General features: G+C 74.8%; 19 protein-coding genes. 6 read left to right on the top strand and 13 right to left on the bottom strand.

What is annotated here, in order from left to right; genetic code table 11:
- Window positions 1-11 precede the first annotated feature (11 nt).
- From PED38_RS07840 to PED38_RS07790, 11 genes are all read right to left on the bottom strand, one after another.
- Window positions 12-1844 (bottom strand): DUF2207 domain-containing protein, encoded by a 1833-nt coding sequence (locus tag PED38_RS07840; protein ID WP_270980702.1) that lies wholly within the window; start codon window positions 1842-1844, stop codon window positions 12-14.
- Between the two features lie 157 nt (window positions 1845-2001).
- On the bottom strand, window positions 2002-3432 hold the full coding sequence (locus PED38_RS07835) for a serine hydrolase (protein ID WP_270980701.1): 1431 nt from the start codon (window positions 3430-3432) through the stop codon (window positions 2002-2004).
- 104 nt (window positions 3433-3536) lie between these two features.
- Window positions 3537-4763, bottom strand: coding sequence for a glycoside hydrolase domain-containing protein (locus tag PED38_RS07830; protein ID WP_270980699.1), 1227 nt, complete (start codon window positions 4761-4763; stop codon window positions 3537-3539).
- Between the two features lie 217 nt (window positions 4764-4980).
- Entirely contained in the window at window positions 4981-5436 is a 456-nt protein-coding gene (locus PED38_RS07825; RefSeq protein ID WP_270980697.1) for a phage holin family protein, read from the bottom strand.
- Between the two features lie 90 nt (window positions 5437-5526).
- Window positions 5527-6132 carry a hypothetical protein gene (locus PED38_RS07820; protein ID WP_063070482.1) on the bottom strand — a complete coding sequence of 202 codons (606 nt, stop codon included), beginning with the start codon at window positions 6130-6132 and terminating at the stop codon, window positions 5527-5529.
- Window positions 6129-6707, bottom strand: coding sequence for a hypothetical protein (locus tag PED38_RS07815; protein ID WP_063070481.1), 579 nt, complete (start codon window positions 6705-6707; stop codon window positions 6129-6131). Before PED38_RS07815 ends, PED38_RS07820 begins: the two co-directional genes overlap by 4 nt.
- The gene (locus tag PED38_RS07810) at window positions 6704-7078 is read right to left on the bottom strand and encodes a hypothetical protein (RefSeq protein WP_063070480.1); all 375 of its coding nucleotides are present in this window, start codon (window positions 7076-7078) and stop codon (window positions 6704-6706) included. Before PED38_RS07810 ends, PED38_RS07815 begins: the two co-directional genes overlap by 4 nt.
- A complete protein-coding gene (locus PED38_RS07805; protein WP_063070479.1) occupies window positions 7075-7263 on the bottom strand; it encodes a DUF2273 domain-containing protein in 189 nt (62 codons plus the stop codon). The genes PED38_RS07810 and PED38_RS07805 overlap by 4 nt, the downstream gene beginning before the upstream one ends.
- The gene (locus tag PED38_RS07800) at window positions 7260-7697 is read right to left on the bottom strand and encodes an Asp23/Gls24 family envelope stress response protein (protein ID WP_063070478.1); all 438 of its coding nucleotides are present in this window, start codon (window positions 7695-7697) and stop codon (window positions 7260-7262) included. The genes PED38_RS07805 and PED38_RS07800 overlap by 4 nt, the downstream gene beginning before the upstream one ends.
- A 227-nt stretch (window positions 7698-7924) precedes the next feature.
- Complete coding sequence (locus tag PED38_RS07795) at window positions 7925-9076, bottom strand: AraC family transcriptional regulator (RefSeq protein ID WP_270980692.1); 1152 nt, start codon at window positions 9074-9076, stop codon at window positions 7925-7927.
- Between the two features lie 442 nt (window positions 9077-9518).
- A complete protein-coding gene (locus tag PED38_RS07790; protein ID WP_270980691.1) occupies window positions 9519-10100 on the bottom strand; it encodes a TetR/AcrR family transcriptional regulator in 582 nt (193 codons plus the stop codon).
- 154 nt (window positions 10101-10254) lie between these two features.
- On the opposite strand from PED38_RS07790, the gene PED38_RS07785 reads away from it, so the two are divergent.
- A complete protein-coding gene (locus tag PED38_RS07785; RefSeq protein ID WP_063070476.1) occupies window positions 10255-11142 on the top strand; it encodes a poly(ethylene terephthalate) hydrolase family protein in 888 nt (295 codons plus the stop codon).
- Window positions 11143-11217: 75 nt separating this feature from the next.
- Here PED38_RS07785 and PED38_RS07780 read toward each other — a convergent pair whose 3' ends face one another.
- A complete protein-coding gene (locus tag PED38_RS07780; RefSeq protein WP_270980689.1) occupies window positions 11218-11760 on the bottom strand; it encodes a hypothetical protein in 543 nt (180 codons plus the stop codon).
- A gap of 251 nt (window positions 11761-12011) precedes the next feature.
- On the opposite strand from PED38_RS07780, the gene PED38_RS07775 reads away from it, so the two are divergent.
- The gene (locus PED38_RS07775) at window positions 12012-12404 is read left to right on the top strand and encodes a hypothetical protein (RefSeq protein WP_063070475.1); all 393 of its coding nucleotides are present in this window, start codon (window positions 12012-12014) and stop codon (window positions 12402-12404) included.
- A 43-nt stretch (window positions 12405-12447) separates the two neighbouring features.
- Here the strand turns inward: PED38_RS07775 and PED38_RS07770 are convergent, their stop codons facing one another.
- Complete coding sequence (locus PED38_RS07770; RefSeq protein WP_063070474.1) at window positions 12448-13200, bottom strand: GntR family transcriptional regulator; 753 nt, start codon at window positions 13198-13200, stop codon at window positions 12448-12450.
- A 164-nt stretch (window positions 13201-13364) separates the two neighbouring features.
- On the opposite strand from PED38_RS07770, the gene PED38_RS07765 reads away from it, so the two are divergent.
- The 4 genes from PED38_RS07765 to PED38_RS07750 all read left to right on the top strand — a co-directional run bounded on the left by PED38_RS07765 (window position 13365) and on the right by PED38_RS07750 (window position 17441).
- Window positions 13365-13814, top strand: coding sequence for a PTS sugar transporter subunit IIA (locus PED38_RS07765; RefSeq protein WP_270980687.1), 450 nt, complete (start codon window positions 13365-13367; stop codon window positions 13812-13814).
- A gap of 107 nt (window positions 13815-13921) precedes the next feature.
- Complete coding sequence (locus PED38_RS07760) at window positions 13922-15499, top strand: PTS transporter subunit EIIC (RefSeq protein ID WP_270980686.1); 1578 nt, start codon at window positions 13922-13924, stop codon at window positions 15497-15499.
- A complete protein-coding gene (gene nagB / locus PED38_RS07755; RefSeq protein ID WP_063070471.1) occupies window positions 15499-16284 on the top strand; it encodes a glucosamine-6-phosphate deaminase in 786 nt (261 codons plus the stop codon). The genes PED38_RS07760 and nagB overlap by 1 nt, the downstream gene beginning before the upstream one ends.
- Window positions 16284-17441 carry an N-acetylglucosamine-6-phosphate deacetylase gene (locus PED38_RS07750; protein WP_270980684.1) on the top strand — a complete coding sequence of 386 codons (1158 nt, stop codon included), beginning with the start codon at window positions 16284-16286 and terminating at the stop codon, window positions 17439-17441. Before nagB ends, PED38_RS07750 begins: the two co-directional genes overlap by 1 nt.
- Window positions 17442-17445 lie beyond the last annotated feature (4 nt).

Here is a 17445-nt window from a genome sequence, read left to right as displayed (position 1 = left end):
GGGGCGCGGCGTCAGACCCCGCCGCCCCCGCCTCCTCCACCGCCGCCGCCGGAGGTGGTCCCTCCCGTGGATCCGCCGCTCGTGCTCGACCCCGAGTACGCGCTGCCCATGCTGGACGACACCGACCCGAGGCTCGACGCGAACACGGCGGGCGCGAACGGCGTGCTCCCGGAGTACCAGCCGGGCTCGCGGCGCTCGTGCTCGTAGCGGCGCCCGAGCTCGTCGCCCCACTCCCTCTCCTGGCCGAACAGGGCCGCGTACGGCAGCAGCTCCTCGGTGAGGCGCAGCACGTCGACGTGGTCATGCGGGAGGTCGGCGCGCAGGGCGCCCTCGGGCGACTGCAGCATCTGGATCCGGTCGGCCTCGGCCAGGCGGATGAACTCCTTCAGCCCCCGCAGGTGGTCACGCAGCTCCACCCCGCGCTCGGTGAGCGGGTGCGTCACGAGCGCGACGATCGTCATCCCGAGCGCGAGCACGGCCGCCACGAGGAAGGCGATCACGACCGGCCCGCCGTACGCTCCCACGAGCGCCAGCACGGCGAACGCGATGGCGGCGGCCATGCCGATCGACGCGGCGACGATCAGCAGCGCGATCGCGCCCACGGGCAGCGGCCTGCGCAGCCCATCGGCGACCGTACGCTTCCGCACCGCGGCCATCACCTTCTGGATCCGCGTGGCCGCCTTCGTGTCGGTCCGCTTCAGGTCCTTGACCGTGCCGGCTGCGGCGCCGTCGCCGAAGACCGCGGCGACGAAGGCGCGCTCGTCCGGGTCCGTGACGCGCGCCGGATCCACCAGCTCGAGCGCGAACGACGGCTTCCCCGTGCCGTCGCGCTCCAGGATCCGCACGGCGCCGCGCACCGCGAGGTCGAGCAGGAGCGCGGTGGTCGCGCGCGCCGCCGAGCCCGAGACCACGGCGGAGACGAGGAGCCCGACGCCCTCCGGCGGGTCGTACTGGGCGATGATCGTCCCGCGCCCGGGCGCGTCGGCGAGCCGGCGGCGGCGCAGGACGAGCGCACCGACCGCGGCCGCGACGGCGACGAGCGCGCCCGCGAGCGACAGCGCCGGCCACGGCGCCGCGAGGAAGGAGGAGTCGCGCGGCGTGAAGGTGCCGCGCTCGAACCCGATGGAGAGGCTGAGGTTCTCGCGCGGCCCGAGGTCCTCCGCCGTGGCCGTGAAGCCCGTCTCGGTGCGGACGATGTCGGCGGGTCCGTCGGCGCCCTCGGGACCGGCCGCCGCGTCCGCGCCGCCGGTGAGCCGGTCGAGGAGCTCCGGCGCGATCTCGACGGTCGCCGTCACCCTCCCGAACGGCTGCGCCCAGTCGAGTCCGTTGGTGTCCCAGTAGAACTCGTCGGCGTCCGTGTCGGCGAAGGAGCGCGTGACGTCGTGCTGCTCGTAGTCGATGACGTATGTCTGCTCGCCGCGCACGAAGGCGTCGTCGGCGATGGTGAGCACGGTCGCGCCATCGTCCGAGTCGGTCTCGAACGCGCGCGGGGCGCCGGACGCGTCCGTCACGGAGAGCACACGGAGCCCGGTGGGGTGGCCGTCGTGCTCCTGCGCGAGCGCGCGGCGGATCCCGCGGTTCTGGTCCCGGTCGGGGAACTCGGCGACCAGCGTCTCGGTGCTGCGGAGCACGGAGCGGCCGTCGGCGTCGGTCGACAGCCGGTAGACGGCGTCGAATGAGCGAAAGGAGAAGTCGTCGGCCTCCGCGTGCGCAGGGGCGGCGATCCCGAGGGGGATCGCGAGCGCGGTCAGCAGCCCGGCGACCAGGGCGAGGCGGATGCGCGCGAGGCGGGCGCGGGCGAGGCGGATGCGCGCGAGGCGGGCGCGGGCGGCGGGCTCACGCACGGGTCGCTCCGGCCGCGCGGATCGCCCGCCGGATCGGCCGTCCCGGCCCCGGCTCGAGTCGCGCCTCCGGGACCTCGGCGGCGACCGTCCCGTCCTCCGCGTGCGCATCCGACGTCGTCATCGTGCTCCCCTCGCGCGACCCCCGTCGCACGAGGAGTCAACCACGCGGGGGATCCGCCAGCAGGGTCGCGGCGTCGGCCGCGAGCCCCGCGTACGCGGACTGCCGCTCCAGCCCCGACGCCTCGCGCGCCGCGGCCTGCACGACGATGGTCCACGCCTGGTCGCCGTCCTCCACGAGGTACGCGAGCGCGAGCGTGCCCACGGAGCTGCCGCCCTTGAAGGCCACGTGGTCGAACCGCTCCGGCTCGGGGAGGGCAGGGTTCGCCGCGAGGATCCCGCGCACGGGCTCCCCGGCCGGCGTCCGGGACAGCTCGTCGAGGCGCACGTGCGCGCGGGCGATGTCGTCGGGCGTCGCGAACCAATCGGCGCCCGAGGTCCACACCACGTCCGTGACCGCCGACACGGGCACGTCGAGCACGCCGCCCGGCAGCCCGTCGAGGAGCGCGCGCCGCTCGGCGGCGTCGCCGTCGGCCCAGCGCGCGCGGAGGGCGCCGCCGTCCTGCCAGCCGATGCGGAAGAGGTCGCGCGTGGTCATGAGCGGCACGTTGCGCGGCGGATCCGAGTGGCCGAGGTCCGCGAGCGCCGCCTCCACGCGCTCCCGCCCCACCGCCTCGACGACCATGTCGGTCGCGGTGTTGTCGCTGATCGAGATCATCTTCCCGGCGGCCTCGCGCACGCTGAGGACCGTGCCGGTCGGCGCGTCCTGCAGCTCGCCGGAGGGGAGGCTGCGCACGTCGTCGGTGACGGTGAGCGGGTCGTCCCAGCCGATGCGGCCCTCCTCGACCGCCTGCACGAGCGCGCCGAGCACGTAGAGCTTCACGATGGATCCGATCGGCCGCGCCTCGGTCGCGGCCACGCCGTCGGGCAGCACCTCGAGGATCCGCTCGCCGAGGGCGCCGTCCGCCACGCGCGTGACGGTGAGCGACACGTCGCCGCCGAGCGCCGCGGCCTGCTCCTCGAGCTCGGCCCAGCTGGTCGCGGGCGTCCGGTCGCCCTCGGGCTCGCCGAAGAAGAGGCCCGTGATGAGGCCGGCGTCGTCGACGACGACCTGCATGTCGAAGGTCCCGCCCGCCTCGCTCGCGATGGTGGTGACGGACTGCGCGCCCTGCTCCTCGTGCGCGGTCGGGGTCCAGGGCCGGCCTGTGCGCACCTGCTCGAGCACGGCGGCGAGCTCCTCCGCGGTCGCCGCGTCGAGCATCACCTGCGCCAGGCGCTCGCCCGTCTCCTGCACGGGGACGGGGTCCTCGGCGTTCACCGTGTCGAGCAGCCACTGCGCCTGCTGGCCGACGGGCGATCCCGGGAGCACCACGGGCTCGGCGGCGGCGGGCGAGGCGGGGGCGGGATCCGCGGGGGCGACGGAGCAGCCGGTCGCGAGCGCGGTGACGGCGGCCAGCGCGAGCGCGAGCGCCGTCCGGGCGGGACGGGACGGGCGCGATCGACGGGACGGACGGAGCGGTGACGGGGTCATGCCCCCATCCCACAGGAACGGGGCCGCCCGGTCGTCCCCAATGAAGGGGAATCGTCCGGGCGGCCCCGAGGGTCGCCGTTGCGCAGTCGGCGGCGCGCCGTGGATCAGGGGCGGGGCGCCACCTTGCTCTGGCCCGGGTCGCGGCCCGAGACCACGTTCGTGTCGACGTCGAACGCCTGGTCGCCCTCGCCCACGTTGTGCTCGAGGATCTGGTCGAAGGCCCAGTTCTCCGGGATCTTCGCACCGAGGTTGGCGCCCCAGCCCGTGGACATGTCGGCCACGTAGCTGAGCTCGGTGAGGTGCGCGGCCGCGAGGTTCGCGCAGATGCGGCGGCCGGCGTACACACCCACCCGGTACGCGCTGGCGCGGCGCTTCAGCTCGGCGTGGATGCCGCGGAAGTACGGCTGGAGGTACGTCTCGACCTCGGCGGGCGTGGCGTCGAAGTCGATGGCGTAGTAGATGACCGTGCCGGGCAGGAACCCGAGGCGGTCGGCGGCCTCGACGGCGCGGCCGGCGGCGCGCACGCCGAGGTCGTACGAGAAGTACGTGTTGTCGGTGCCGCCCTCCTGGAAGATCGGGAACACCTTGAGGCCGCCGGCGAAGATGGCCTGCAGCTCGCCGTCCTGGATCTTCTTCTCGAGCGCGTCCGGACGGTCGGAGTTCGTGAGGTAGCGCCCGACGACCGTGTAGCCGGCGTCGCGGAGCGTCTTCGCGCGGGCGGCATTGATGACGGTGATGCCGTCGACGGCCTGGCCCGGACGCGTGCTGTCGCCGTTGCTGGCGAGGAGCGCCGCGAAGGTGCGGAAGTCTCCGATGCCCGTCTCGGGGAGGGCGACGGTGCGCTGGAACTGGGAGAGCCGCTTGGCCTGCTGGGCGGAGAAGGTGCCATCGACGGGCCCGTCCCACGTGCTCATGACCACGAGCGACGCCTGGAGCAGGTGGACCAGGTACCCGGTGGTGTCGACGGATCCGACGGTGAGGGTCGGCTGCTTCCGCAGCGTGGCGCGCGTGAGCGGGCCGAAGGCGCCGTTCGCGGTCTCCTCGGCGATGCCGATCTCGAGCTGCAGCGCGTGGATGAGGGCCTTGTGCGCGTCGGCGGTCCACACGCCGTCGGTGGTGACGGCGGGGAAGCCGGCGCGCGTGCCGTAGCGCGTGGCCAGCTTCTGCTGGATGTCGCGGACGACGGGGCGCCCGGTGGACGCGAGCGGGGCGTCGGTGGTGGGGGGTGCGGCGGGCGTGGCCTCGTCGGCGTGCGCGGGGCCTGCGGCGATCAGGGCCACGGGGACGGCGGCGAGGGCGCCGCCCAGGACGGAGCGTCGGGACAGGTTCATCGGTGTGCCTCCCATGCCGGTCCGCCGGGCGGACCGGTCCGCAGGGCGGCTCGGTCGTCCGGGGACGGCGGTCTGCGGTTGTCCGTTGGCCTGATGGCGACGCGTGGTGCCGCCGGGCCGAGCGGGCGTGAACCGTCAAGATAGGGGAGCGGCCTCCACGCCGACGCCCGGCGTCCACAGGGGAGCCGTGCGATGGATCGTGCGGGCCGTGCGGGCATCAGCCAGCGGAGCCGGCGGAGGCGGCGGATCCGGTCGGGCCCGCGTCCGCGGACCCGTCGCGGTCGCCCGGTCGGATCCGGTCGCGCGCGTGGTGCAGCGTGTCCGACGGCAGGGGCGGCACCCCGCGCGAGAGCCGGGCGAGCCCCGCCTTCACGACGACCGCCGTCGCGATCGCGAACAGCGCCAGCGTGATGAGCGCGGAGGCCCACAGGGGCAGCGCGAGCAGCAGTAGCGCCACGACCACCGTGGCCAGGAGCCCGAGCGACACGAGCGCGAGCGCCACGCCGATGCCGAGCAGGATCGCGCCGGCTCGGGCGGAGCGGGCGCGCTCGCCGATCTCGCGCTTGGCGGAGTCGATCTCCGCGCGCACCGCGCGGAGCAGGGGATCGACGGCCTTCTGCGCGAAGGACCCGCCGAACCAGCCGCTGCGGGAGGAGCTGTCGTCGTCGGTCATGGTGCGTCTCTTCTCTCGTGGAGCGGATGGTGCGGGCAGAGGCCCGCCCCGGCGCGGACCGATGGGGTCCGTGCCGGGGCGGACGGGTGGTCAGGCCAGGCGCGTCTCGCTCGACATGCTCGAGCGGAGGCCGCCGGTGATCTGGATGACGACGGGGACCTCGGTGCCGAGCACCGCGTCGAGCCGGGTCACGGCCTCGTCGACCGTGCGGCGCACCGCGACGGGCGAGATGCCGCGTCGGGCGACCGCGGTCACGCGCAGCGCGGCGGCGTCCGCCACCTCGAACGCGGTCACGTCGACGGAGACGATCCCGGGGTCGTCGTGCAGGGCGTCCTCGAGCAGCTGCTGCGCGAACCGCGCGTCGATCACGAGGGCGCCGCCCGTGGGCGTCGACCCGTCGCGTCCGCCCTCGATGCGCACGAGGGTGCCGGTGCGGCCGTGCCCCTGGCGGAGCGCGAACCACGCGAGGACCACGATGAGCACGAGGGCCGCCAGGGCGACGACCCAGAGGATCCACGGCTGGTCGCCGGAGAGCGCGTCGGCGACCGGCTGCTCGGCGTCGGACGCCGCGCCGGAGACCGTGGACTGCACGTCGGGCAGCAGGCTGCCCGCGCCCAGGGCCACGCCGACGGCGAGGAGGACGAGCCCGACCACGATGACGAGGAGGCGGTTCAGCGCCCGGTTCGTGCTGGTCATGAGCCCACCTTCCCGTTCGTCGCGAGCGTCACCTTGGCGGTGAGCGCCGGCGTGTAGTCGTACCCGTCGAGCTCGGCGCGGACCGCCTGCTCGATGGCGGCCCGGTCCGGCGTGTATCCCGTGGAGGGGGTCAGCCGGACGAGGGCCTGGCGCTTGGAGACGCTGACGTCGACCTGGTCGGGCGACACGTCGCCCGCGTGGCTGGCCGTGAGGGCGATCGAGCGCGCGATGACGCGGTCGTCCACGACGGCCGCGGTGCGGCCGATGCTCCCGCCGCGGCGGCCGCGGCTGCCGGGCTTCAGCCCCACGATCACGAGGACGAGCCCCAGGATCGCGATCGCGACGCCCACCGCGACCAGCGCGCCGGCCGGGGCCGACGCCGCCTGGAGGGCGGACGACGCGAGGTCGGCCGGCGCGAGGAGCAGCGGCGCGGCGCCGACGGCCGCGAGGACCGACTCGGTGCCGAGCCAGGCGAGCACCAGGATCAGGAGGACGGCGATCGTGATGGCGATGCCGGCCCGGGACGAGTGCGTCTCCCGCCGCACGAGGCGGCGGTAGGTGCTGTCGGCGCTCATGAGACCCTCCTGCGTGCCTGGATGCGGGCGCCCGTGATGCGGAGGTCGACGCGTCCCACGGTGGATCCCGTGAGGCCGAGGACCCGCTCGCGCACCTGGATCTGCGCCCGGGTCAGGCGCTCCACCAGCGACCCCTCGGCGACCTGCCGGTCGGAGAGCGCGGGGACGCGGATGGGCGTGCGCGCCTCCACGGTGAGCGTGCCGCCGACGTCCGTCAGGGTGACGGAGACGTCGTCGGCGGGCACCTCGAGGGCGTCCGCGGTGACGGCGGAGACCACGCGGCGCACGGCGCGCGGCGTGACGGTGGTGCGGCCCCGCGTCGCCCGGGAGGCGGTGCCGGGCGACCCGGGCTCCGCCAGCGCGGAGGTCACGACGACCGGCGCCCGCGGAGGGCGTCGGCGAGCCCGCGGACGTCCAGCTTGCCCTCGAGCACGCGGCCGACGCCGAAGCCGACGGCCATGAAGATCAGGACGAGGAGGAAGCCGCCGAACCCGAAGGCGAGGCCGGAGAGCGCGAGGACCGCCCCGACGAGGAGGCCCGTGGTCGTGGGGGTCACTGGACGCGCTTCTCGGCCGCGTCGTCGTTCGACGGCTTGTCGGACGGGAGGTTCACGTCGGTGATCGTGACGTTGACCTCGGTGACCTCCATGCCGACGACCTGGTCGATCGCGTCGCTGATCGCGTTGCGCACGTCGTCCGCGACCTGCTGCAGGTCGACCGGGTACTCGGCGATGAGCGTGACGTCGACGGCGACCTGCGTCTCGCCGACCTCGACGGAGATGCCCTGGCCGCGGTCCTGCTGGCCGATGACGTTGCGGATCGCGCCGACGGCGCGTGCGGCGCCGTTGCCGAGGTCGTGGACTCCGGCGACCTGGCGCGCGGCGATGCCGGCGACCTTCTCGATGACGCCGTCGGCGATGGTGTTCTTGCCTCCGGTGCTGCCGGTGCCGGTGACGCCGGTGGACGCGGACGTGGGGGTGATGCTCGACATGGTGTCTCTCTCTCGTGGTGGTGGACCGTGCGCGGTGGTGCTGCTGCGTGGTGCGGACCGGAGTCGCCTCCGTGGCCCGCCTCGTCATTCAGACGCATCGGCGGGGTGGTTCGGCACGCGGCTCAGGTGACTCCCAGGGAATGCGCGTGCCGCTTCGCCTCCCGGACACGGCGCGGGGCCGGAGCGGACAGCTCCGGCACCGGTCCGCCGCGGTCCGCCGGGTGGCGTCAGGCGCGGAGCGTGGCGCTCGGCAGCTCGCCGAACCGGTCCGCGTAGGACGCGGCGAAGCGGCCGAGGTGGCCGAAGCCCCACTGCTCGGCGACGGCCCGGACGGTGGTCGTGGCGGGCGACGCGTCGCGGAGCTCGGCGCGCACGCGGTCCAGGCGGATCCCGCGGAGCAGCGCGCTCGGCGTCGTGTCCTCGTACCGGCGCACGGCGAGCTGGAGCACGCGCGTGCTGATCCCGGCGGCCCGCGCCGCGTCCGCCGGCGTGATGGGCCGGTCGGCGTGGTGGTGCAGGTACTCGATCGCGGTGCGCACGGAGCTCATCCGCGGGCCCCGCATCTCGGCGCTGAACGGCACGTCGTGCCACGGGAAGAGCTGGAGCGTGGCGCGCGCCACGAGGAGGCCGGCCTGCATCCGCAGCAGCGGGCTCGACGCGATGTCCTGCAGCACCGGGCTCGCCTCGCCGACGGCGCGGCGCCAGAGTGACGCCTGCTCGATGCCCGGCGGCCGGGCGTGGTCGAAGACGAGGGGACGCGGGCGGCCGTCGTGCACCTCGGCCGCGGTCTCCTCCAGGAAGCCGCCGTCGATGTGCACGAGGTTCTGCACGCTCGGCTCGCAGCGGAAGCCGAACGACCGGCCGGAGGGGAGGAGGAAGGGGCGGGATCCGCTCGAGCGCACCTCGTGCGAGCCCACGTCGACCGCGCCGGATCCCTCGCGCCACCAGGCGACGACGTAGTCGGGCAGGGCGGGCACGCGGCCCCAGTGCGGGGCGGGGAAGCTCGACGAGCGCAGCGTGACGTTCTCGTCGCCCACGAAGGAGTAGCGGTACGCGAAGTCGCCCCTGCCCTCCTCCGCGTGGAACTCGGTGCCCGGGAACAGGGCGGCGTACCGGTCGACGGCCTCGTCGATGTCGGTTCCGGACATGCTGCCGCGGCGGAGCGCGGGGGCGGCGGTCTCGGCGGCCCAGCGCGCGGGATCGGCGGCGCGGGCGAGCGTGGATGCGGCCTCGGGGGCGATGGAGTCCACGGTGGCGTCGCCGTGCCTGCCGCGGGGTCGCGGGGCCGGGGCGTCGTCGGTGCGGGCGCCGAGCGGGGCCAGCGCGTGCAGGGGGGACGCCGCTCGGGATCGCGCGTCGGGCGCGGATGCGGTGCTCATGGTTCCTCCGTCCTGCGCGACCGGGATGCGGTCGCGTGTCATGGAGTGGACGTGTGGGGCGGGGTGTTCGTCACGCGCCGCCGGGGATCCGGTCGGTGCGCGGGAGGCGGCCGGGGTCGGGGTGCCCGCTGGCGCCTCGACCCCGGTGCGGGCTAGTCCGTGCCGCTGGTGCGCATGCCGCCGGCGACACCCCCCGGCGTGGCGGCGCCCGCGGCGGCCTGCGCGCGCTCGCCGATGGGCGGGGTGATGGGCTTCTCATCGAACATGTGACGCTCCCGGAGGTTCGGCGGTGGGCATGGCTCGTCCACGAGCATCCGCATGGCTCACGATCCCCTCGCGGCGCGTCGCGCACAACGCCTCCCGGGGGCGGGGGCACTGGCTTTCCGGCGCCGCGCTACCGGGATCCGAGCCCGGGCCCCGCATCGGGGGGTGGCGGTGCGGATCAGCCCGCGACGCGCGCCTGGCCCGCGACGAAGGCGGCGAAGGCCGCGTCGACCCGCTCGCGATCGCCCGTGAGCAGCAGGTCGACCATGAGGCCGCGCATCACGCCGAGGATGACGGTGGCCGCGGCCGACGCCTCCGCCGCGGGACGCCCGGCGGCCTCGAGCGCTCCCGCGATGAGGGCGGTGCGGTCGCGGAGGGAGCGCGCCACGGCGTCGGCGAAGGGCGGGTCGCCGTGCATGCTGCGGCCGGTGATCGCGACGAAGAGCCGCACGTGCCGCCGGCCCTCCGGGTCCGTGGCCCGCGTCCACAGCGCGCGCAGCGGGTCGTCTGCCCCCGCGACGAGGTCGGGCGAGGAGAACGTCTCCGCGAGCACGCGCGCGACGATCTCGGCGATGAGCCCGTCGCGCGTCGCGAAGTGGTGGACGAGCGTCGCGTGGCTCACGCCGACGCCGTCCGCGAGGCTCCGGAGGGTGAGGTCGTCCAGGCCGTGCTCGAGGACGTGCTCGGTGGCGGCCCGGAGCAGCTCGCCGCGGCGGTGGGCGTAGCGCAGCCGGCGGCCGTCCACGGGGTCGTCGCCCATGCGGATCCGCCCCCCTCCTGGCGCGCCCGCGCCCCCGTCCCGTCGATTGCTTGACCAACTGGTAAGGCAAATGTAGCGTCCATGCCAGAACGCGCCCGCGGGGCCCGGGGCGTGTCCCGGGATGGGCGGGCGCACGACCGTCCGGGGGGACACCATGACCACGATCACGACCGAGAGGGGCCGCCGCGGCCCGCTCCTGACCGCGGCGGCGATGCTGATGGCGGCGGGGGCCGCCCTGGGCCTCGCCGCTCCCGCCCAGGCGGCGGCGGTCAACCCGTACGAGCGGGGACCCGAGCCCAGCTCCGCGAGCATCGAGGCCACGCGGGGCTCCTTCGCGGTGGCGGAGACGTCGGTGTCGCGCTTCACGGCCCGCGGCTTCGGCGGCGGCACGATCCACTACCCGACGAGCACCAGCGCGGGCACCTTCGGGGTCGTCGCCATCGCGCCGGGCTACACGGCGCGCGAGTCCAGCATCGCCTGGCTCGGCCCGCGCCTCGCGTCGCAGGGCTTCGTCGTCTTCACCATCGACACCATCACCACCTCCGACCAGCCGAGCTCGCGCGGCGACCAGCTCCGTGCGGCGCTGGACTACGTCGTGGACGAGAGCTCCGTGCGCGGTCGCGTCGACGGGTCCCGGCGCGCGGTCATGGGCCACTCCATGGGCGGCGGCGGATCCCTGCAGGCCGCCAAGGACGAGCCGGCCATCCGCGCGGTCATCCCGATGACGCCCTACAACCTCGACAAGACGTGGCCGGAGGTCGTCGCGCCGACGCTCGTCATCGGCGCGGAGGACGACAGCGTGGCGCCGGTCGCCCGGCACGCGGAGCCGTTCTACGAGTCGCTCACGCAGGCGTCGGAGAAGGCCTACCTGGAGCTGCGCGGCGCGAGCCACTTCGCGCCGAACATCTCCAACACCACCATCGCGAGCGCGAGCATCGCGTGGCTGAAGCGCCACGTCGACGCGGACACCCGCTACGAGCGCTTCATCTGCCCGGCGCCCGCGGTGAGCCTCCAGATCAGCGAGTACCGCAGCACCTGCTGAGGCGCGTCCGCCGGACGCGGCGGCAGCACGACGGCGGGGCGCCCGGAGGCGCCCCGCCGTCGTGACGCGTCGCGCCTAGTGCTTGATGCGGTCGATCCAGCCGGCGACCGGCCGCTGCTGCTCGCCCTGCTGGGCGGCGAGCACGACGAGCACCGAGGTCATCGCGGGGATGATCCACTGGAGCGCCTTCTGCTTCTTCTGGGCGGCCGCGAGCTCCTTCGAGGAGCCCGCGCCGGGCTCGGTGGTGCCGGCGGCGCCCTCGTCCTGGTGCTTGGCCATCTTCGCGCCGACGAGCGCGGAGTAGAGCGTCGTGCCGGCGGCGGCGATGGTCAGCACGGCCTTCACGTTGGTGTTGGAGCGGGCCTCGCTCTGGCCGGCGAGGCGGCCCTTGTTCGCGTAGATCAGGCCGAGCCCGCCGACGGCGTGCGCGCCGAGGGCGGCGAGCTGCACGGGCGCCCACTTCGCCCAGCCGATGGACGAGAGGCGCAGGCGCTCTTGGGGCTGCTTCGCGGCGGCGGCCGCCCCGTTGAGCCCGACCGCGCCCATGAGGGACCCGCCGAACCAGGCCGCGAGGCCGAGGTCGTGCATGCTGCGGATGACGGTGTTGCGTTCTGACATGTGCATCTCCGAGTCGTGTCGAGGTCGGCTCCTGGCCGGCCGATGTGCTGTGCGTCGGACGCTACGCCGGGGATCGAGCAGTGTGTCACCGGGCGGAGGATGCCCAGCATCCGGGGGCGGCGGCGCCGTCGGCGGAGACCTCAACGGATCCTGGGAGTCCCGCCGCGCGACCTTGGCGCTCCCCTCCGCGCCCGGTTCGGTGGAGACCGTGCCCGTCGAGCGGCGGGTCCGTCACCGAGGGGAACCGGATCATGGGCAAGGCGTGGATGGTGATGGTCGCGGCCGTGCTCGGCGGCCACGGGTTCGTGGGTCTGTTCATCGAGGGCTCGCACCTGCTCGGGATCCTCAACGTCGACTTCTTCGTCGACGTCCTCTACCTCGCGAGCGCCGTCGTGCTGCTGCTCGCCGGCACCCGGCAGATCGGCCCCGGCGCGATCCGCGGCACGCTCACCGCGTTCGGCGGCCTGTTCACGCTCATGGGCGTCCTCAGCATCGTGGACGACGAGCTCGGCGGCCTCACGCCCACCGGGTTCACGATCGTCGACGACTTCCTCTTCTTCGGCCTCGGCCTCTCGGGCCTCGCCCTCGCGCTGACCCCCAGCTCGGTCGAGCCGCTCACCACCGGCGGCAAGGCGCTCAACTAGCGGCGGCAGCCACCGCGCCTGCGTCGCCCCCGACGGGCGTGGGTCAGTCGGCGGCGAGCGCCATGTGCACCTGGTAGCGATCGCCGCGGTACCACGACGTCACGTGCTCGACGGGGGTCCCCCCGGCGCGGGAGCTCCGGCGGAACACCAGGGTCGAGGATCCGGCGGTCACCTGCAGCGCCTCGGCGGTGTCGGCATCCGCGGCCTCGGCCCACACCGTCTGCTCCGCGCTGTCGATGTGCACCCCGTACCGCTCCGCGAGCACGCCGTAGAGCGAGGCGCTGAGGTCGTGGTCGCCGAGGTCCGCCGCCACGCGTGCGGAGTACCAGCCGAGCTCGAGGGCCATGGGGGTGCCGTCGGCCAGCCGCAGCCGCTCGACGGCCCATGCGCGCTCGTGCTCGTCGAGGCCCAGGGCGGCGCGCGCCTCGAGCGGCGGGGCGCTGATCCCGACGCGTCGCACGAGCGTGGTCGCCACCATCCCGCGCCGCCGCATGTCCTCCGTGAAGGAGGCGAGGTGCAGCTGCGACTGGATCCGCTCCCCGGCCACGAACGTCCCCTTCCCCTGCACCGTGTAGAGCCGCTGCTCCTCGATGAGCTGCCGCAGCGCCTGCCGCACGGTCGCGCGGCTCACGTCGTGGGTGGTCGCGAGCTCCCGCTCCGACGGGATGGCGGCGTGCGCGGGCCACGCGCCGCCGATGTCGGCGAGGAGGATCGCGCGCAGCTGGGCGTGCTTGGGGACCGGGCCGGGGGCGACGACGGCGGTCCGGGCGGCGGCGGCATCGCGGGGTCGGGGCATGTGCGCGTCTCTCGGCGTTGACACGACGGGGTGGCGGCACGTAGCTTCACCGGTACGTACCAGTTGCAGCCGCGCTTCCCCGTCGTGTGGGCGATCTTCGTCCCATCGACTCTAGATGCTCGGCACTGGTGCATACCAGTCGTCCGTCCCATCGAGGAGTCCCCGTGGTCCGTGTGCTGTCCCCGCTCGTGGGGGTCGCCCTGCCCCTGCCGTCCGTGCCCGATGCGCTGTTCGCCGCGGGGGCGATGGGGCCCGGGGTGGCGATCGCGCCGCCCGCCGAGATCGTCGACGTGGTCGCGCCCATCGCCGGGACGCTGCTGCAGGTCTTCCCGCACGCCTTCGTGGTCGCGGCCGACGACGGCCTCGCGGTGCTCGTCCATCTCGGCATCGACACCGTCGGCCTCGCGGGCGCGGGCTTCACGGCCTTCGCCGCCAAGGGGGACCGCGTCGCCGCGGGCGCTCCCGTCATCGCCTACGACGTCCCCGCGATCCTCGCCGCCGGCCTGTCCAGCGTCGTCCCCGTCATCGTGCTCGAACGCTCGCCGGAGGACGTCCGCGTGCTCGTGGACGAGGGGGCCGGCCTGCTCCCCGGCTCCCCGCTGCTCTCCGTCTGACCCGCCCGGGGAGTCCTCGGGCCCGCCCGCCCGCCCGCTCGACCGACCGCCCGACCCGAGGATCCGCCGCTCCACCCACCACCGGTGCCCACCGCGAAGGAGAACCCATGACCGCCACCGCCACGCCGCGTCGCCGACGCGCCGTCCCGGGCTTCGCCCAGATGCAGCGCCTCGGCACGAGCCTGATGCTCCCGATCGCCGTGCTGCCCGCGGCCGGGATCCTGCTCCGGATCGGGCAGCCCGACCTGCTCGGCAGCATCGACCTGCCCGTCGTCGGCACGTTCTTCCAGGCCATGAGCGCCGCCGGGGGCGCGCTGTTCGACAACCTGGCGCTCCTGTTCGCCGTGGGTGTCGCCATCGGATTCGCCAAGAAGGCCGACGGCTCGACCGCGCTCTCGGCGGTCGTCGGCTACCTCGTGCTCTCGAACGTGTTCAAGGTCATGTCGCCGGTGGTGCTCGCCGGCCAGAAGACGGTCGCCGGCGAGCAGGTGCTGATCAACTACAGCGTCTTCGGCGGGATCGTCGTGGGCCTCGTGACCGCCTGGCTGTTCGACCGGTACCACACCATCCAGCTGCCCGCCGCCCTGGGCTTCTTCGGCGGTCGCCGGTTCGTGCCGATCATCGTCTCCCTCGTGAGCCTCGTCATCGGCTTCGGGCTGAGCTACGCCTACCCGGTCTTCGACCTGGGCCTCTCCGGTCTCGGCGCGTTCATCGGCGGCACGGGCGCGCTCGGCGCCTTCGTGTACGGCTTCGCGAACCGGATGCTCCTCCCGGTGGGCCTGCACCACATCCTCAACTCCTACGTCTGGTTCCTCCAGGGCTCCTACGCGAAGGCCGACGGGAGCGTCGTCACGGGCGAGGTGACCCGCTTCGCCGCCGGTGACCCGACGGCGGGCACGCTCACGTCGGGCTTCTACCCGGTGCTCATGTTCGGGCTCCCCGCCGCGGCGCTGGCGATGATCCACCTGTCGAACCCCGCGCAGCGCAAGGCGGCCATCGGCGTCCTCGGCGCGACGGGTCTCACGGCGTTCCTCACCGGCATCACCGAGCCCCTCGAGTTCGCGTTCATGTTCGCGGCCTTCCCGCTGTACGTCGTGCACGCCCTGCTCACCGGGCTCTCGCTCGCGATCGCGAACCTGCTCGACATCCACCTCGGCTTCTCGTTCTCGACGGGCCTCTTCGACCTGCTGCTCTACGGCACCGCCCCCGCGGCCAAGAACGTCTGGCTGATCGTGGTCATGGGCGTGGCGTACTTCGCCGTCTACTACCTGCTCTTCCGCCTCGTCATCGCGAGGTGGAACCTGCGCACGCCGGGCCGGGAGGAGGTGGTGGCGCCGGTCGACGGGGTCGCTCACGCGGATGCGGATGCGGATGCGCCTTCGGATGCGGACGCCGGGGCCGCCGCCCCTGCGCCGCCGGGCGCCGGCCCCGCCGGCCCCGCCGTCGCCGCGTCGGCCCCCACCGCCGAGCGGCTGATCGCGGCCTTCGGCGGGCGCGACAACCTCGTCCTCGTCGACGCGTGCATCACGCGCCTGCGCGTCGAGGTCGCGGACCGGGCGCTCGTCGACCACGCGCGCCTCAAGGAGCTCGGCGCGGCCGGCGTGATGGAGGTGGGGGACAACGTCCAGGCGGTCTTCGGCCCCCGCGCGGAGTCCCTGAAGGACGCGATGCGCGAGGCCCTCTGATGGAGGTCGTGGTCGTCCCGACCGCGGAGGACGCCGCCCCGCTCGTCGCCGACGCCTGCAGCGCGCTGCTCGAGCGCCGGCCGGATGCGGTGCTCGGCCTGGCGACCGGCTCGACGCCCCTGCCGCTGTACCGGGAGCTCATCCGGCGCCACCGGGAGGAGGGGCTGAGCTTCGCGCGGGCCCGGGCCTTCCTCCTCGACGAGTACGTGGGGCTGCCCGCCGGGCACCCCGAGCGGTACCGCGCGTTCATCGCGGAGGAGCTCGAGCGGCACGTCGACTTCGCCCCCGGCGCGATCCGCGGCCCGGGCGACGCCGGATCCGACCCGCTGGAGGAGGGTCCCGCCTACGAGCGGGCCATCCGGGAGGCCGGCGGCATCGACCTGCAGGTCCTCGGCATCGGCACGGACGGGCACCTGGCCTTCAACATGCCGATGTCGAGCCTCGGCAGCCGCACGCGCCTCAAGACCCTCACGGCCCGCACCCGGCGGGACAACGCGCGCTTCTTCGGCGACGACGTCGATCGGGTGCCCACGCACTGCCTCACGCAGGGGCTGGCGACGATCCTCGACAGCCGGCACGCGATCATGCTCGGCTTCGGCCGGGCCAAGGCGCAGGCGGTGCGCGCGGCCGTCGAGGGGGCGCTGTCGGCGCGCTGGCCCGCGTCGGTGCTGCAGCTTCACCCGCACGCCACGGTGGTCGTCGACGAGGAGGCCGCCGCCGAGCTCGAGTTCGTCGAGCACTACCGCGAGACCTTCGCGGGCAAGCCGGCCGGGCAGGGCCTCTGATGCGGCTGCGCGCCGCCCGCGCGCTGGTCGACGGCGCGTTCACGGGGCCGGTCGTCGTCGACGTGGCCGCGGGGCGGATCACGGCCGTCCACGCGGCGACGGGGACCGAGGTCGTCGACCACGACCTCGTCGACGGGACGCTCAGCGCGGGCCTGCTGGACCTCCAGGTCAACGGCTCGTTCGGCGTCGACGTCGCGTCGGCGGACACCGCGGGCTGGCGCACCCTCCTGGCCGGGCTCGCCTCGCGCGGCGTCACGGGGGTCGAGCCGACCGTGATCACCGCGCCGCTGCCCGAGATCGCGAGCGCCCTCGCCCGCGTCGGGCGCGCCCAGGGCGAGTTCGCCGGCGAGCCGGTGGCCCGGATCCTGGGGGCCCACCTCGAGGGCCCGTTCATCTCGCCCGCGCGCAAGGGCGCGCATCGCGTGGAGTGCATGCTCCTCCCGACCCCCGCCCACCTCGATGCGCTGCTCGCGGATCCGGCGGCCCGCGCCGCGCTGCGGACGGTCACGCTCGCCCCGGAGCTGCCGGGCGCGGAGGAGGCGACGCGGCGGCTGGTCGCGGAGGGCTGCGTCGTCTCCGTCGGCCACAGCGACGCCACCGCGGACCAGGTGCGCGCGGCCGGCGACGCCGGCGCGACGATGACCACGCACGTGTTCAACGCCCAGCGCCCCCTGAAGCACCGGGAACCGGGCGTGCCGGGCGCGGTCCTCACCGACGAGCGCTTCTTCGTCGGGACGATCATCGACGGCCAGCACCTCGACCCCCGGGTCGTGTCGCTCGTCATGGGCGCTGCCGGCAGGCGCATGGTCGGGGTGACCGATGCCATCGTGACCGCCGGGCGGGAGCCCGGGGAGTGGCACGAGTTCGGCGGGAAGCCCGTAGCCAACGACGCCTCGGGCCTCGGGCGCCGGCGCGACGGCACCATCGCCGGGGCGGGCGTGGTGCTCGACGAGGGGGTGCGGCGCATGATCGGCGCGGGACTGGATCCGGCCCGCGTGCTCGCCGCGTGCACCGAGAACGCCGCCCGATCCCTCGGGCGCACCGACATCGGCCACGTCGCCGCGGGGGCGTCCGCCGACCTCGTGTGGTGGGACGCCGCCTGGCAGCCGTCGGCGGTGTGGATCGCGGGGGACGCGATCCGCCCTCCCGTCCGCTAGCCGC

Origin of the sequence: Clavibacter sp. CT19 (assembly GCF_027858075.1) — a bacterium.
In the GTDB taxonomy this organism is placed as follows: domain Bacteria; phylum Actinomycetota; class Actinomycetes; order Actinomycetales; family Microbacteriaceae; genus Clavibacter; species Clavibacter tessellarius_A.
This window is presented reverse-complemented; position numbering and strand designations above follow the sequence as displayed.

Coding starts and splice junctions, on each gene's coding strand:
- PED38_RS07835 (WP_270980701.1), bottom strand. CDS start 3,432: ATGACCCCGTCACCGCTCCGTCCGTCCCGTCGATCGCGCCCGTCCCGT.
- PED38_RS07830 (WP_270980699.1), bottom strand. CDS start 4,763: ATGAACCTGTCCCGACGCTCCGTCCTGGGCGGCGCCCTCGCCGCCGTC.
- PED38_RS07825 (WP_270980697.1), bottom strand. CDS start 5,436: ATGACCGACGACGACAGCTCCTCCCGCAGCGGCTGGTTCGGCGGGTCC.
- PED38_RS07820 (WP_063070482.1), bottom strand. CDS start 6,132: ATGACCAGCACGAACCGGGCGCTGAACCGCCTCCTCGTCATCGTGGTC.
- PED38_RS07815 (WP_063070481.1), bottom strand. CDS start 6,707: ATGAGCGCCGACAGCACCTACCGCCGCCTCGTGCGGCGGGAGACGCAC.
- PED38_RS07800 (WP_063070478.1), bottom strand. CDS start 7,697: ATGTCGAGCATCACCCCCACGTCCGCGTCCACCGGCGTCACCGGCACC.
- PED38_RS07795 (WP_270980692.1), bottom strand. CDS start 9,076: ATGAGCACCGCATCCGCGCCCGACGCGCGATCCCGAGCGGCGTCCCCC.
- PED38_RS07790 (WP_270980691.1), bottom strand. CDS start 10,100: ATGGGCGACGACCCCGTGGACGGCCGCCGGCTGCGCTACGCCCACCGC.
- PED38_RS07785 (WP_063070476.1), top strand. CDS start 10,255: ATGACCACGATCACGACCGAGAGGGGCCGCCGCGGCCCGCTCCTGACC.
- PED38_RS07780 (WP_270980689.1), bottom strand. CDS start 11,760: ATGTCAGAACGCAACACCGTCATCCGCAGCATGCACGACCTCGGCCTC.
- PED38_RS07775 (WP_063070475.1), top strand. CDS start 12,012: ATGGGCAAGGCGTGGATGGTGATGGTCGCGGCCGTGCTCGGCGGCCAC.
- PED38_RS07770 (WP_063070474.1), bottom strand. CDS start 13,200: ATGCCCCGACCCCGCGATGCCGCCGCCGCCCGGACCGCCGTCGTCGCC.
- PED38_RS07760 (WP_270980686.1), top strand. CDS start 13,922: ATGACCGCCACCGCCACGCCGCGTCGCCGACGCGCCGTCCCGGGCTTC.
- nagB (WP_063070471.1), top strand. CDS start 15,499: ATGGAGGTCGTGGTCGTCCCGACCGCGGAGGACGCCGCCCCGCTCGTC.
- PED38_RS07750 (WP_270980684.1), top strand. CDS start 16,284: ATGCGGCTGCGCGCCGCCCGCGCGCTGGTCGACGGCGCGTTCACGGGG.